The sequence below is a fragment of the Proteobacteria bacterium CG1_02_64_396 genome, assembly GCA_001872725.1.
Classification (GTDB): Bacteria; Pseudomonadota; MNWR01; order CG1-02-64-396; family CG1-02-64-396; genus CG1-02-64-396.
Genome location: MNWR01000009.1, coordinates 1 through 14930, shown reverse-complemented (window position 1 = coordinate 14930; position 14930 = coordinate 1). Strand labels below are relative to the sequence as shown.

Here is a 14930-nt window from a genome sequence, read left to right as displayed (position 1 = left end):
GGGTATTCGCGAGGTCAATCGTCGAGAAAGCCGGTCTCTGCTTTTGCTTCGGCAAAAACCTCCTCGGCTGGAATCGTTGCGAGTTCGCCGTTTTTGTAGGCTGCAACTCTTTGTTCGATCTCCCGCGCCCATCGATCGGCGATGTTTTGGTGCTCCGGCGCGCGGCCACGCGAGGTTGGGGGCGGGGTACGAACCATGGCGAGATCGCTCCCTTACGAGGTGCGCATGGAATACCGGCGTAGATCTTCCGCCGTGATTTCGTTGGCGGGGACCAACCGGTAATGCCGTTCGTCGACGATTTTGATTTCGTCGTCGTCGACCGTCAGTTCGAACATGGCGATCCGGTCCTCGGTCATGAATTGGGCCGAAACGGCGCGGCAGACGAGGTGGGGAAATTTCTCGTTGCAACAAAGGATGTCTTGCTGGGTTTGGACGACGCCGTGTTTGTCGTTGCCCCCTTTGGCTTGAACCGGTACGACGAACTGACGGCCGGAACGGTCGATGCCGACGTAAATCTCGTCGATCTCGATTTGCCCGACCTCCTTGACGGTCGTTCTCAAGTGGTTCTGGAGGGAAAAGGCCGCGATCCCCAGGAAAACGTCCACCAAACGGTTGTAACGGACCTTGGCCAACAACGCCTGTTCGTCGCTCAATGCATACGCGCTGATGATTTCGGGCGTGGCGTCGGGGACTTTGACGGCCATCAGCTCTTCGCGGGGCAGGATCCTATTGAGACGCACCTGTTTGAAGCGGTATCGGGCATGGCCCGCGCCTACGATGATCCATTCCTTCCCTTCCGTGGCCGTGCGACGTATTTCGTCGGGCAATTCGTTGCGGTAGCGGAACGAATAAACGACATCGCCGATGTTCTTGATCGGCCAAAGCCCAAGGGGGCGCCCGATCTCCTCGAAATCGTCACGGGAAAACTCGAATTCGGTCGCTCCCGCGCGGTGATACTTCGAAAAAATCCCCAGAATGACCGATTCGTATTTGTTCTTTTTCTTGGTTTTATCCGGCATGGCTGTCCTTCCATAGTTCGGGCTGGGCATCTGGGGTCCGTCGATTGCGTTGGGCGATCGTGTTGCGAGGAACGTCGAAATATTTTGCGGCTTGCCCCATTTCGAACCGAAGCAGGTCGATTTTTCCGGGGCGTAAGATTTTCTCCGGTTTGATGGGAACGATATCGAGCGTTTCGACGATTTTCGAGGCGACGGCTCGTCCCAATAGAGGGGGAACGCTATTGCCGATTTGGCGGAAACCGTGCCATTTGGTGGCATGGAACCGAAACCAATCGGGGTAGGAATGCAGCCGGGCCGCTTCGCGAACGGTGATGACGCGCGGCAGATGGGGATGGATGGGACGGGGCGACGTGAAGGCGCCCCGAGCGCTGTCCGTACCGGCGCGCAACGTGTTGCACAGCCCTTCCGGGGGGAGCTTTCGAAAACGGCTGACGGGTTCCGTCTTCCCGTGCTCCGTCTCGGCGAAACGTCGTTTCGAAACGTCGGTGTGTTCGGTGCGAAGGCTGGAGGTGAGCAGGTCCGGGTCGAATTCCCGACGATAGCCGAAATCGGCGGGATCGGGTTCGAGCGTTCTCAGCATACGGGCATAGTGCGCTTGGGTCGTCCAGCGTGTACGCACCGAATCGCGGGCATTCAATTCGTCGAAGTCGTCGGCGTTGGGCAAATCTCCGATGGCCTCCCAAACGGTCGTTCGACGTTCGACGGATGCGGGGTAGGCGGGAAGCGGCAACCCTTTTCGGGCACCGACGACGAACAGCCTTTGGCGATCCTGGGGGACGCCATAATCGGCCGCATTCAATACGCGATGGGGTTGCAAAACGTCGTAACCGAGATCGCGCAGGGCCGAGACGAACTCCTCCAAAAACCGCGCGTGTTTTCCGAGCGTCAGTCCCTTGACGTTCTCGAAGACGAAATACCTGGGTCGCAACGCTCCGATCAACCGCACGTAATGGAAAACCAGTTCGTTCCTCGGATCGTCGAGAGCCCGTTTGCCGATGAGCGAAAATCCCTGACAAGGGGCTCCGCCGAACACGACGTCGATGTCTTGCGAACCGAGTCGCGCGCGGCGGCGGATTTCGTCGCCGTCGAGATCGACGACGCTGGCGCAGATGGCGGTCGAGTCCGGGAAGTTGTATTCGTGGGTCGCGCAATGGATGGGATCGATTTCGACGGCGGCCGCGATATCGAAACCGGCTTGTTCGAAGCCGAGCGAAAGCCCCCCGGCGCCCGAGAAAAGATCGATGCCGATGGGGCGGCGATTAGGCGTGTTCGAGGAATTCATACAGGGTACCTGCGAGCGCTTCTTTATCTTTGAGTTCGCATTGCCAGACGACCAGAACCTTCCATCCCAAAGCTTCCAGCCGTTTCAGGTTGAACCGGTCGCGTTCGCGGTTGCGTTCGATTTTTTCTTTCCAGAACGACACGTTGGATTTGGGCGTTCGGGCGTAACGGCAACCGATGTGGCCGTGCCAGAAGCAGCCGTTGACGAAAATCGCTTTTTTTCGGCCGATGAAGACCAAATCCGGCTTGCCGGGAAACCGTTTGTCGTGCAAACGGTACCGGTACCCCATTCCGAAGACCATGCGCCGTATGATCGTTTCGGGTTGGGTGTCTTTCGAGCGGACCCGGCTCATCAACCGGTGTCGGCGTTCGGGGGTCAATCGGTCCATGGGGATGGGCAACCGGATCGTTTCGATTGGCGGATGGACGACCGTCCAGTCGGGCAATGGTGTCCGCCATCGTCTCGTCGCGCCACCCTTCCCGATCAATCCCCTGTTATCCTTTCCCCCTCTTCAAGCCCCAACCCCCGAGGCCCCCATGTCCTTCCCCGAATTCCATTCCCTGCGTGAAAAGCTCGACGACCACCACACCTGGCCCGAGCCCTACACCTTCAAGTTTGTCGTCCCCGCCGATCAAGTCCCCTTGGTCGAGAAGATCTTCAGCGGCCACGAACTCAAGCACCGCCACTCCAGCGGCGGTAAATATGTGGGGTTGACGGCGCGGTTCACCGTCCATTCCACCGACGAGGTCATCCGCTATTACGAGATGGTCTCGACCATCAAGGGGGCGATCACGCTGTGAAGGGGATCGTCGAGCGCTGCCGCCGCCTGGATGGACAATCCTTTGGCGCCTACAAGTCGCTCAAAGGGCGGCACGACCTGCTCGGCTGGCCCGACGCCTCCCTGCTGATCGACCACATCCAGGCCGACCCCTTCGCCCCCCCGTCGCGCCTGCGGGTGCTGATCCCCTGGGGGGCGACCGGCATCCCCGACCACGCCCGCCGCAATGCCGAACGGCAGCGCGCCGCCCGAGACTTCATCGCCCGCGCCTTCGCCCGCGCCGCCCACGGTTGCCGGGATCTGCACATCGACGCAGGGGGGCAGACGGTTCTGGAGCGCTCCGCCTGCCTCTTCGACGAGGTCGGCATCGAGCTGCGGCTGACCGCCCATCTGCCCGCCGCCGGACGGCGGATTCTGGGCCACAAAGCGGCGGTGTTGCTGGGGCAAACCCTGCCCGAGACGCTGGCGGCGATGTTGGGTGAAAACATCGACGCCGAGGGGCTGCAAAGCCACTGCGACGCGGTGGAGGATCAAGCCGCCCTGCGCAGTCAACTGGGCGCCCACGGGCTGGTCGCCTTTTTGGCCGAGGGGTCGGTGCTGCCGCGACGCAGCGGTGTCGACGACCGCCCCGCCGTGAACGCCTTGCCTCTGCACATCCCCGAATCCCTCAAGGTGACCCTGACCGCCCCCCATGCCGGGGTGGTGGTCGGGATGGGGATCCCCAAGGGGGTTACCCTGATCGTCGGGGGGGGCTTTCACGGCAAATCGACCCTGCTGGCCGCCATCGCCCAAGGGGTCTACGACCACATCCCCGGCGACGGGCGGCAGCTTGTGGTCAGCGACCCCACCGCCCTCAAGGTGCGGGCCGAGGATGGGCGGGCGGTGACCGGGGTCGATCTCTCCCCCTTCATCGGAGCGCTCCCCTTCGGCAGCGACACCCGCCGCTTCACCACCGATCTGGCCTCTGGATCGACCAGCCAGGCGGCGGCCATCGTCGAGGGGTTGGCGGCGGGGGCGAGCGTTTTGCTGGTCGACGAGGACACCTCGGCGACCAACTTCATGATTCGAGACGAGCGGATGCAGACCTTGGTGGCCAAGGCGGGCGAGCCGATCACCCCGTTGATCGACCGCATCGCCCAACTGCGCAATGAAGCGGGGGTCGACGTGGTGTTGGCGATGGGGGGCAGCGGCGATTACTTCGAGGTGGCCGACACCGTGATTCGAATGAACGCGGGGGTGCCGGAAGAGGTGACCGACCAGGCGTGGCAAGCGGCGGCGACCCACCCCTCCCGCCGTTTGCCCGAAGGGGGCGGTCCTTTGCCCATGTTCGTGTCGGTCCCCCTCGATCCCCGCCGCTTGAACGCCGAAACCAAGCCGGGACGCATAAAGATCCAGGCCAAGGGGTGCGAGGGTTTGGTGCTGGGGCGGAGCGACATCGACCTACGGGCGGTGGAGCAGATCGCCGATTCCAGCCAGGTGCGGGGGATCGGTCAGATTCTGGCCCGGTTGGGGCAGGGGGGGACGGTGATTGAAAACCCGGTGGCGGCGGTGGCGCAGGTGCTGGCTCAAGGGGTGGCGGGGTTGAGTGAGCGGCCCGACGGGGATGTGGCGATGCCCCGGTTGTTGGAGGTGATGGCGGCGCTGGCGCGGGTGCGGGGGTAGGTTGTTGGGGCGGCAGGAGCGCCGCCCTCGGCGCGATAGGGGGCGGCAGCGTCAAGCGGTAGGAGCGCCGCCCTCGGCGCGATGGGGGCGGCAGCGTCAAGCGGTAGGAGCGCCGCCCCCGGCGCGATGGGGGCGATCGCGTCAAGCGGTAGGAGCGCCGCCCTCGGCGCGATGGGGGGCGATCGCGTCAAGCGGTAGGAGCGCCGCCCTCGGCGCGATGGGGGGCGATCGCGTCAAGCGGTAGGAGCGCCGTCCTCGGCGCGATGGGGGGCGGCAGCGTCAAGCGGTAGGAGCGCCGCCCTCGGCGCGATAGGGGGCGGCAGCGTCAAGCGGTAGGAGCGCCGCCCTCGGCGCGATGGGGGCGATCGCGTCAAGCGGTAGGAGCGCCGCCCTCGGCGCGATGAAGCATCATGGGTTCCCCCCTCGCCCCCTCATGGACCCCTCGACAGGCTCAGATGAGCACAGCGCACCCCGGATTCACCCGTTGGCACAACCGGTTCGATCCATGGTGAGGATGGGGGTTGGGGTGGATTCAGGGTTCCCTGCACGCCCCGGAATGACGCGGTTCGAGGGGTGTTTTTGTGGTCACCTGTGTGGCTGCTGTCCCCGAACTGAAGAGGCAACCCCGCCACGCCACCCTCCGCCCGCATGAGTGCCCACAGGGGAGAGGCTCTGCGGTGCGTCCACCTTAAAGAAACGCTGATTAAAGGCCGCCTGCCTTGAATCGGCACGCTACGCAAAAACCAAAAGCAGAGCTTCGGCGACTTTGGTCGCCTCCTACGACAGCGCTATTTTGGCGACCCATCCCTGGGGCGCTCGGAAGCGCGAATAAATCAGCGCTTCCTTAAACCCCTTGTGCAGCAAAACGGCTCGCTACGTAGCGAGGGCGCTGCACACCGACTGGCTGGCCAGCCAACCCGATCTACACAGATTAAGGCGACCGTGAATGAGGTGATCGTTGAGGGCGGTCTGCTGCGGGTGTGGCTGAAGCTGATGTGAGGCCATAGCGCGCCGGTTCGCGCAACAGCGCTGCAAATTCTTGCGCCGGGACTGCTTTGCTGAAGAGGTACCCTTGGCAACGGTCGCAACCTTTGCCGCGCAAGGTTTCTAGTTGTTCCCGGGTTTCGATGCCCTCCCCCACCACCGTCAATCCCAGGTTATGGGCCAGCCCGATGATGGCGCTGACGATCTCAAGATCGTCGGCATGATGGGGGATGTCGCGTACCAAACTACGGTCGATCTTGATGCTGTCCAGGGGAAAGCGGCGCAGGTACGACAGCGAGGAATAGCCGGTGCCGAAGTCGTCCAGGGATAGATGCAGCCCCAGCGATTTCAGGCGGTCCAACAGGTGGGCCGGGTTGCCCCCTTCACTCATCAAAGCGCTTTCGGTCAATTCGATTTCGAGCCAATGGGGGGGCAAACCGCTTTCGGCCAGGATCGCTTCGACCCGTTCGAACAGGTCGCTTTGGGTGAATTGTCGAGGGGAAAGGTTGACCGCCAAAAGGATGGGCTCAAGCCCCTCGCTTCGCCAGATTTGCCCCTGACGGCAGACGTTGCGCAGTACCCACTCCCCCAACGGATTGATCAAGCCGGTCTCCTCGGCGATGGGGATGAAACGGCTGGGGGGGATCGGGCTGCCTTCACATGTCCAGCGCAGCAGCGCTTCAGCCCCCACGATCCGACCCGATTTCAGGTCGATTTGCGGCTGGTAGTAGACCTCGAATGCCTCTTTTTCGAGCGCTCGGCGCAGTTTGTTTTCCAACGAAAGACGGCGCATCGCCGTTTGAGTCAGGGCGTCGGTGTAATAGCGGAAACTATGGCGGCCGTGATTTTTGGCTTGATACATGGCGGTGTCGGCAAACTGCATCAAAGTATGGGCGGTGCTGCCGTGGTTGGGGAAAAGGCTGATGCCGACGCTGGCGGTGACGAACACCTCGTGCCCCCCCTCCAACACGAAGGGGGGGTCGATCACCTCGATCAACCCCTGGGCGATCCGCCCACCCTCCTCGACGTGGTCGAGATGCTCGATCAGCACCGCGAACTCATCCCCGCCGAGCCGAGCCAGGGTGTCCTCGGGGTGCAACCGCCGCCGCATCCGTTCGGCCACCTGCTTGAGGAGCAGATCGCCCGCCGGGTGCCCCAAGCCGTCGTTGATCTGCTTGAAATGATCAAGGTCGATGAGGAGGACCGCCACCGTGTCCCCCTGGGGTTGGGCCTGCAATACGGCGTGTTCGAGCCTTGATTGGAACAGGTCGCGATTGGGCAGACCGGTCAGGGTGTCGTGGTAGGTCAGGCGATTGAGTTGCGCCTGACCCTCCTTCAAGGCGGAGATGTCGGTCAAGGTGCCGACGAAGCCGCTGATGGCGCCCGCGTTGTCCCGTTCGGCAGCGGTTTGGTCGTAGACCCACACGATGGTGCCGTCGGGGCGACGCACCCGATATTCCCCGATAAACCCCTCGCCCTGGGCCACGATTTCCTGCCAAGCCTCGCGGACCCGGGGACGGTCGGTGGTGTGGATGCAGGCCAGCCATTGATCGCCGAGGGCTCGGGTCCTCTCCATGCCGGTGATTTGGCTCCACCGTTCGTTGCCGTAGATCCGCATGCCATTGGCGTTGTAACGGGTGATGCCGACCGGGGCCATCCGGGCCAGGGTGTGAAAAAGGGCCTCCCTCGCCCGGAGTTCCGACTCGGCGGCGAGCCGTTTTTGCTCCAGTTGTTCCAACTCGATGGCCAGTCCGATGTCCTCGGCCATCTCGTCGAGCAGGTTGACCTCTTCGTCGTCGAAGAAGCAGGTTTGTTGGGAATAGAGGCTCAAGACCCCCCAGGTTTTTTCATCGACAACGATCGGAAAGGCGGCCGTGGAGGCCAGCCCGTGCCGCTGCAATTGCTCACGCCAGGGGTCCATGCGGGGCTCGGTGGCGATGTCGTTGCACAGCACGAACAAGCCGCGACGGGCCGCCCTGCCGGTGGGGCCCTGCCCGAAAATCGGATCGTCCAAAACGATGTGTATCGACTGCAGGTAATCCTCGCGCTCCCCTGCCCGGGCGATCGCCTCGATGCTTTTGCCCTCTTCGTCGACGCGGCCGATCCAGGCCAACCCGAACCCCCCTACGTCGACCGCTACCCGGCATATTTCGTCGAACACACTTTTCAAATCGCGGTGGTGAACCAGCGCCTTGTTGGTGGCGCTCAGTGTGGCGTAGAGCCGGTTGAGCGCCTCAAGTCGCGCCTCTGCTTGCTTGCGGGAGGTGATGTCTTGAACCGTGGCGACAAAGAATTTTGGAGAGTGGTCGGAGTTGCGGACCAGTTGGACATGCAGCTCGGTGTAGACCGTGCTGCCGTTCTTGCGCAGATAACGTTTGTCCATGCTGTAACTGTCGATCTCCCCACGCAGAGCCTGCTGGAAGAGTTCGAGGTTTTTGCCCAGATCGTCGGGGTGGGTCAGCTCGTCCCAGGTCAGTGCCGTCAGCTCCTCGGCGGTGTAGCCGAGCATTTGACACAGACGGTCGTTGACGTGCAGCCAGCGTTTACTGTCGACCGGGGCGATGGCCATTCCGATGAGGGGAAGGTCGTAGAAGAGCGTTAGAAGATGGTCTCGCTCCGAGAGCTGGGCGCGATGAGCCCAATCGGCAGCCCGCTGTTGCTGCCGCCACAGCATCACCGCCGCAATCGCCAACCCCAAAGCGGCGGCCATGGCGACCCCTACAGCCCAGGAGGTCAAATCGTCGAGTGGAACCAACACTTCGGCGCGGTCGATCTTCGCTTCCAATAACCAGGGGGTTCCCTGAATCGAATGGAAGGCGGCCAACACCTCGACGCCCCTGTAGTCCCTGCCTGCCAGCGTTCGGGGGCGGTTGTCCCGTAAGGCGGCGGAGGCCAGTTCGGCCTGTTTCAGGGGTAGGTGCAGCCTTGCATCCCGGTCGTGACGGTGGCGCAGCTCGTTGAGGTAGATCACATCCTCGCCGTCGCGACGCATCAGCACCGTTTCGGCGCTGGAGCTCGGGGTGGGCCAGGTTTGAATCAAGGGGAACAGAAAGTCGGCGGGGGGGGTGTGCAGCACGATGGCGGCAAGCGGTCGGCTTACCCCCTCATGGCGCGACAACAGGGGGATGACCCAATCGAGACGTTGTTCGCCGACCGGATCGTGGTAGATGTCGCTGCGTTGGATGGTTCCGGTTCGCCACGCCAGTGCGAGGAGATCGGGATCGATCATCTCCTGCTCGTCCCGCCCACGCCGTCGTTGCATCACCACCTGCCCCGTCGCGTCGAGCAGCAGGATGGCGTTGTACCCATAAGCGTGTTGCAGCCAAGCCAAATGGTCGCCAACCCTTTGTCGAGCCAGGGGGGCGTCGGAGGTCAACATCTGCGCGATGCGGTCGATCAAATCGGCATCGTGGGCGACGACCTCGGCGTCGGCCCGACGTTCGGCCAACCATCTTTCAATCTGCGCCGCTTTCAGATCGGCGATGGCCCTCAGATCGTCGATGGCTGCGGCCTGCAATTGGGGGCCGTGAAGTCGAACGAGGAGGGAGCCAAAGAGCAACGGCAGGCAGGCCAGTCCGAGAAAGAGCAAGGCGAAATAGAGTGGACGGGGGGGGCGGGCTGGAGGGAAGGAGGCGGTATTGTCGCCAGAGATGTAAGGCCAATTTTGGGAAGGTGGCATGAGAAAAGCTCCCATTTTTGTCACGCGCATGGAGTCGCGATGACTCCAAAGGCACACAAAATTTGGTGAGGTCCATGCTGCGTGTAGTCTCGGTTGCGAACGACTCGCAAATCGTGTGCCCGACCGGGGTGCTCCAGACCGGGATGCTCCGGTTGGATCGGAAGACACCTCAGGCCGAAGATCTTGGACGACTGCGCGTTCATGTGGGGAGTATGTCGCTGGAGTCAACCCTGGAGGAGACGAAGGGGGGCGTCGACCTTAGGGAGGCGCCGATTGAATCGGCGCCTCCGAGCGGCCCAGGGATGGGCTACCAAAATCGGCCACGGAGGTTGCTGAGAACACCGCTCGGGCAAGGGAGCCAAGTTCTTCGGGGGGGGCGAGACGCGGGTCGATGAGGAGTAGAACCATGACCGGGGCTCGGCCCTGCGCCGGGAGGCGGCGATCGAAAATTGGGGCGGCAGGCCAAACGCAAGCTGTTGGCGGGGGCAGAAAACGGGGTGGAGGGCGTGGGGTTTCCTGACCGTGCGTGAGCGCTGCCCGGGATCCTCTGATCTCAAACCAGCCATCGACGGTTGTGGGACATCTGCCCGCGCATGAAGAGGCATGCGCCCCTCGCGCCCCTCTTCAACCTCAGGCGTCATTCCGGGCGCATCCTTCGACAGGCTCAAGAATGAGCGGGCAAGGCGTGTGAGGGGGACCGACCTGCGGGCGAGGTTGTTGATTTCGTGGTGATGGCGCTTTGTGCGCGGGTGCTGCCGGGCGATGCAGGTCATGCAAATCAAGCGGTAGGAGCGCCGCCCCCGGCGCGATGGGGGGCGATCGCGTCAAGCGGTAGGAGCGCCGCCCTCGGCGCGATGGGGGGCGGCAGCCTCCTTTCCGGGGGTTAGCCCTCCTGCGTCGGCCCCCGCACAAAATTCAGCACCCGTCCCCCGAAGAACGCCTCCCCCTCCACCGCAGGGGTGGGTAGGTCGGCCCTTTGCTCGAATCCCAACGCCGCCATTGCCTTGCCGAAGCGTCCCTGTTGCCCCCGCTTGGGGTCGACCAGGATCACCTCGGCGTCGCATCCGCCGTGGCGATCGATGAAGTCGGCCAACTGGCTGGGGTGGTCCCGTTCGTAGAGCAGGTCGCTGCCGATGATGAGATCGAATTCCCCCAGCGCCTCGGAGCCGTCGCTCCAACTGCCGGTATCGAAGGGGATGGGCTCCAGATCGTTCAGGGCCAGATTGACCGCCAAGAAGGGGTCGGCCATGGGGTGGAGGTCGCTGGCGGTGATGTCGGCGCCCTGCTGGCGCAAAACGATGCTGGCCAGTGCCGTGCCGCAGCCAACCTCTAAAATTCGCTTACCGGCAATGGGGAAGTCGCACATGGTCTCGGCCAGCACCTTCGAGGCGGGCCAGACCATGCCGAACAGGGGCCAGGTGGCGGAGTTGATTCCGGCGCGGGCCGCCGCCCCGTCGGGGTCGTCATACTGTTGCCGGTCGAGCAGGGAGCGGATTTGGTAGTCGTGACCGCCGAGGGTGAGGGTTTCGAACTGGAACTGCAGGGGCTCAGACACAAAGGCTCCTCGGACCCAAACCGGCGTCCGATGGTGGTACTGCGCAGCGGGGATTTCCCCCCGTAGAGGCCCGAACGTCTGGGCGAGATGCTTGAAGCATAGCCGAAAAGGGGGAGGGGCGGCGGTTAGCCGCGGGTGGGCACATCGGCCTGAAAGGTGCCGGTATCGGAAAACAGGTCTGAATCGGCGGTTTTGCAATTGTTGCGCCCATCCTCCTTGGCCCAGTAGAGCGCCGTGTCGGCCCGGCGCAGCACCGCCTCAAGGTTGGGACGGGCGGGGGAGGCGGTGGCGATGCCGACCGAGAGGGTCTGGGGGATTTTGGTCCCGCTGGGCAAGATCAGGGGGTGGGAGGAGAGCTGCCGACGCAATCGTTCGGCGATGCGCAGCGCCTCTTGCGTATGGGTCTGCGGCAACAGCACCACAAACTCGTCCCCCCCGATCCGACCCAGGACATCGCTGTCCCGCAGCACCTCGCGGGCCACCTCGGTGAAGTGCTTCAGAGCGAGGTCACCTGCATGGTGGCCGTATTCGTCGTTGATGATTTTGAAACGGTCCAGGTCGATCAGCACCAGCGAGGTACTCCATCCCTCGCGCTGAGCCCGGCCGAGTTCCAGTTGGGCCAGCTCGACAAAGAAACGGCGATTGGCGGCGCCGGTCAGGGGGTCGTGGTGGGCCTGGCGTTCCACCTCTTCGTGCAACCGGGAAACCTTGGCGATCACCCATAGGCTTGAAAGCATGATCGACATGATGACCAGCGCCACCAGCGACCACAGCCAGGTCACCTGTTTGGCAAAGGCAACATCGGCAGCGTCGACGTACCGCTCGGCCCGGTGGCGGGCGTAGTCGACGACGTAGGTGGTGTGTTGCTCGATTTGCGCGAACAGGCGGTTGCCCTCGGTCGTGGCCAAATGCAGGGTCTGGTCGTTGTCTCCATGTTGCACGAGTCGGGCAATGGTGCCGCGCAGGCCGGTCCATTGCGCCATGAGCGCTGCGGTTTGATCAACCTGCCGCACGTCGCCCAAGAATCCCTCACGTACCAACCTCAAATGTCGGCTTGCCGCACGGCCTTCATCTTCGATGTTTTGGGCGAGGACCGCTGCTCGGGGTTGATCGGTCGTCATCGCCAGTTCGAGCATGTTCTTGCGGATGGCGAGGGCGTTGACCTGGAAATCCATGGCAGCGTTGCTGACGGCAAAGGGGTGGCGGTAGATGTCGAGGGTGGTGTCGCGCATCGTCATCAACCCCGAGAGGGCGACGAACCCGAGCAGCGCCACCATCCCGATTTTGAGGAGGTAGCTGATCAACAACAGGCGGGGGATGTGACTGGGACGTAGGCGCATGGTCTCTTCCCTGACGAGGTTAAGTTACCGGTGGTCGGCAACATGCCCGTGTCTATCGGACCACAGGGAACGGCTCGGTTCCAGCGTGGGTGAACAAAAAGGAGGGGGGGCGGTTACGCCTGCCCTTTGAGCAAATCTTGCCGCAACCCCTCGGGGTATTTCTCGATGGCGTAGCGCAGCATGGTGCGGGGCATGGTGCGGCAGTGTTGTTGGACGAAGGTCAGCGCCAGGTCGAAATCCCGCTTGCCGACCTCTCGCAACATCCACCCCACCGCCTTGTGGATCAAGTCCTCCCGGTCGCCCAGCAGCCCTTCGGCTAATTCCAGGCTTTCTAAAAAGCGACCGTTTTTGATGAAGGTGAAGGTCGCCAGCACCGCGATGCGACGCTCCCACAGGCTTTCGGAAACGGCCAGCCGGTCGAGCAGGGGAGGGTTGGGGTGACGCCACAACCACCCCCCGACGATGGTGGGGGCCGAGGTATCGACCAGGTCCCAGTTGTTGATGAAGGCGGTGTGGGCCAGATAACGGTCGCAGATCGTTCGGCGCACAGCATCGTCGCCCCGCTCGCACTGCCCCACCCAGATCAGCAGCGCCAAAAGCCGCGCTTCGTGCCAGGGACAGTGCAGCAAATCCTCCACCTCAGCCAAAGGCAGGTCGCGCCAGCGCTTGGCAATCCGCCGCACCTTGGGGACGGTCAGCCCCAAGAATTGATCCCCCTGCCCGTATTGTCCTGGCCCGGTCTTGAAATAGCGGGCCGAGTGCTGAGCCCGAATCGGATCGGCCAGGGAGATCAAGTCGTCCAGCGGGGTTGGTGCGGTCATTGCGATACGCTCCCTCTTTTGTCGGGGGTTGGATGTAGTGGCATCATGCGCCCCCACTCGGTGGGGGCAATATGGTTTGAAACGGCTTTTCACCATTCGTCCCAGTTTTCGGTCCGTTCGTCGCAGTCCGGTCGCCCTGTTGATCCCCCTTTTTTAGGGTTCGATCCCAGAAGTGACTGGAGGAACGGGTCTTCCTCAAGACCAACGCGGAAAAGGCTCATGATCGATTTATTCGTCAAAGGTGGCCCGGTGATGTGGCCGCTGCTGCTGTTCTCTTTGGTGGCGGTGGCCGTGATTTTGGAGCGGGGGTGGTCGCTGCGCCGGGGTCAGGTGATTCCCAGCGACGCCCTGAGCAACCTTGAAAACCTGCTCGACGCCCAAGGGGTCGCGGCGGCCCGTAACTTCGCCCGCGAACGTAGCGAGCCGATCTTTCGGGTGTTGGAGACCGCGTTGCAACACGCTGGACATGGCCGCGAGGTGATTAAAGAGGCGGTGGAGGAGGTCGGGCGTCGGGAGGCGGCCGGGCTTGAGCGCTACCTCAACGCCTTGGGAACCGTCGCCGCCTCGTCGCCCCTGCTCGGGCTGCTCGGTACCGTCACCGGCATGATTAAGGTCTTCACCGTGATTTCGGTGCAGGGGGTGGGCGATCCGGCGGTGCTCGCGGCCGGTATTTCCGAGGCGCTGATTACCACCGCCACCGGTCTGACCATCGCCATTCCGGCCCTGGTGGCCCACCGTTATTTCGAGGGGTTGGTCGAGAAATACACGGTCGAGATGGAGGGACACACCGTCTACATCCTCGATCTGCTCGGCGAAAAGCGCGGGGGCTAAGCCATGCGCTTTCGCACCCGAAACAAACCGAGACTGATGCCCGACGTCACCCCGCTCGTCGACGTCGTCTTTTTGCTGCTGATCTTTTTCATGATTACCACGACCTTCGTCCAGGCTCCCGGCCTGAAGGTCGATCTGCCCGGCTCCAAACATCGGGATGCCGAACAAGAGAAAAAAGAGATCACCGTGACCATCACCGCCGAGGGGGAGTACCGGTTTGGCGCCGAACTCGTCCCCTTTGATGACCTCGAAAACCGGCTGCTCAACCAGTCCCGGCGCGATCCGGAGTATCAGGTCATCATCCGGGCCGACAGCCAGACCCCCCACCGCTTCGTGGTGCGGCTGATGGACGCCGCCAAATCGGTGGGGCTGAACCGCATGGCCATCGCCACCGTCCCCGAAAGCTCGGGTGGCGCAGGCAAAACGCCAAATCAATGATCGAACAGGGCACGCCGACCACGGGGGAGGGAGCCCCCTGGCGGCAACCTCGGCGCTCCCTGCGCCACTGGTGGCCCGCCGTCACGATCTCGCTACTGCTGCATGGATTGCTGCTGGCTTCGGGGTTCACCTCTTCCAACGCGACCAACAGCGACCGCCCCGTGTTGCAGGTCGACCGGGTGGTCGAGCAAGCGGTGACCCCCCAGGTGCAGCAGCCTCCGCCGCCGCTCCCCAAGCCACCAACGCTCCAACCGAAACCCAAGCCGAAACCGCCTGAACCCAAGCCGCCTCCACCGCCGCCGCCGCCGCCGCTGCCCGAAACGGCGACGCTGGATGAACCCGAGCCCGAGCCGCTTCCCCCTGAGCCGATTCCGGTAGAGGTTGAGCCCGAGCCGCTTGTGCCCCAACCGGCGCCCCCCCAGGTTGAGCCGTCACCGCCGCCGCAGCATGTCTTTATTCCGCTGCATCGGCTGACCCGGTTGCCCAGCTTCGACCGCTCGATTGCCCCCGCCTACCCCCCGGAGGAGCGGGCGATGGGGCG

At 63.2% G+C, this 14930-nt stretch carries 13 protein-coding genes; 4 read left to right on the top strand and 9 right to left on the bottom strand.

The annotated features are described in order from the left end of the window. Nucleotides 1-14: 14 nt before the first annotated feature. Genes AUJ55_00945 through AUJ55_00930 form a run of 4 tightly spaced genes read right to left on the bottom strand, consistent with a single transcriptional unit; the run spans nucleotide 15 to nucleotide 2689 of the window. On the bottom strand, nucleotides 15-197 hold the full coding sequence (locus AUJ55_00945) for a hypothetical protein (protein ID OIO61205.1): 183 nt from the start codon (nucleotides 195-197) through the stop codon (nucleotides 15-17). Nucleotides 198-212: 15 nt separating this feature from the next. Continuing rightward, nucleotides 213-1019: an endonuclease gene (locus tag AUJ55_00940; protein ID OIO61204.1), complete on the bottom strand. Its 807-nt coding sequence runs from the start codon at nucleotides 1017-1019 to the stop codon at nucleotides 213-215. Further along, the gene (locus tag AUJ55_00935; GenBank protein OIO61203.1) at nucleotides 1009-2301 is read right to left on the bottom strand and encodes a DNA (cytosine-5-)-methyltransferase; all 1293 of its coding nucleotides are present in this window, start codon (nucleotides 2299-2301) and stop codon (nucleotides 1009-1011) included. The genes AUJ55_00940 and AUJ55_00935 overlap by 11 nt, the downstream gene beginning before the upstream one ends. Beyond that, nucleotides 2279-2689: a very short patch repair endonuclease gene (locus tag AUJ55_00930; GenBank protein OIO61202.1), complete on the bottom strand. Its 411-nt coding sequence runs from the start codon at nucleotides 2687-2689 to the stop codon at nucleotides 2279-2281. Before AUJ55_00930 ends, AUJ55_00935 begins: the two co-directional genes overlap by 23 nt. A gap of 148 nt (nucleotides 2690-2837) precedes the next feature. On the opposite strand from AUJ55_00930, the gene AUJ55_00925 reads away from it, so the two are divergent. Together AUJ55_00925 and AUJ55_00920 are read left to right on the top strand one after the other, a co-directional pair. Beyond that, complete coding sequence (locus AUJ55_00925) at nucleotides 2838-3101, top strand: hypothetical protein (protein ID OIO61216.1); 264 nt, start codon at nucleotides 2838-2840, stop codon at nucleotides 3099-3101. Then, a complete protein-coding gene (locus tag AUJ55_00920; protein OIO61201.1) occupies nucleotides 3098-4741 on the top strand; it encodes an isopentenyl-diphosphate delta-isomerase in 1644 nt (547 codons plus the stop codon). The genes AUJ55_00925 and AUJ55_00920 overlap by 4 nt, the downstream gene beginning before the upstream one ends. Before the next feature lie 931 nt (nucleotides 4742-5672). Here AUJ55_00920 and AUJ55_00915 read toward each other — a convergent pair. The 4 genes from AUJ55_00915 to AUJ55_00900 all read right to left on the bottom strand — a co-directional run bounded on the left by AUJ55_00915 (nucleotide 5673) and on the right by AUJ55_00900 (nucleotide 13126). Then, nucleotides 5673-9404: a hypothetical protein gene (locus AUJ55_00915; GenBank protein OIO61200.1), complete on the bottom strand. Its 3732-nt coding sequence runs from the start codon at nucleotides 9402-9404 to the stop codon at nucleotides 5673-5675. 883 nt (nucleotides 9405-10287) lie between these two features. Beyond that, nucleotides 10288-10959 carry a hypothetical protein gene (locus tag AUJ55_00910; protein OIO61199.1) on the bottom strand — a complete coding sequence of 224 codons (672 nt, stop codon included), beginning with the start codon at nucleotides 10957-10959 and terminating at the stop codon, nucleotides 10288-10290. A 125-nt stretch (nucleotides 10960-11084) separates the two neighbouring features. Beyond that, a complete protein-coding gene (locus AUJ55_00905; protein ID OIO61198.1) occupies nucleotides 11085-12299 on the bottom strand; it encodes a hypothetical protein in 1215 nt (404 codons plus the stop codon). Nucleotides 12300-12412: 113 nt separating this feature from the next. Further along, nucleotides 12413-13126 carry a DNA alkylation repair protein gene (locus AUJ55_00900; GenBank protein ID OIO61215.1) on the bottom strand — a complete coding sequence of 238 codons (714 nt, stop codon included), beginning with the start codon at nucleotides 13124-13126 and terminating at the stop codon, nucleotides 12413-12415. Between the two features lie 213 nt (nucleotides 13127-13339). Here AUJ55_00900 and AUJ55_00895 point away from each other — a divergent pair, with 213 nt between their 5' ends. Both AUJ55_00895 and AUJ55_00890 read left to right on the top strand, forming a co-directional pair. Continuing rightward, on the top strand, nucleotides 13340-13951 hold the full coding sequence (locus tag AUJ55_00895) for a hypothetical protein (GenBank protein OIO61197.1): 612 nt from the start codon (nucleotides 13340-13342) through the stop codon (nucleotides 13949-13951). A 3-nt stretch (nucleotides 13952-13954) separates the two neighbouring features. Continuing rightward, entirely contained in the window at nucleotides 13955-14389 is a 435-nt protein-coding gene (locus tag AUJ55_00890) for a hypothetical protein (protein OIO61196.1), read from the top strand. Between the two features lie 92 nt (nucleotides 14390-14481). On the opposite strand, the gene AUJ55_00885 is transcribed toward AUJ55_00890, so the two are convergent. Continuing rightward, nucleotides 14482-14796 carry a hypothetical protein gene (locus AUJ55_00885; protein ID OIO61195.1) on the bottom strand — a complete coding sequence of 105 codons (315 nt, stop codon included), beginning with the start codon at nucleotides 14794-14796 and terminating at the stop codon, nucleotides 14482-14484. Nucleotides 14797-14930: the final 134 nt, after the last annotated feature.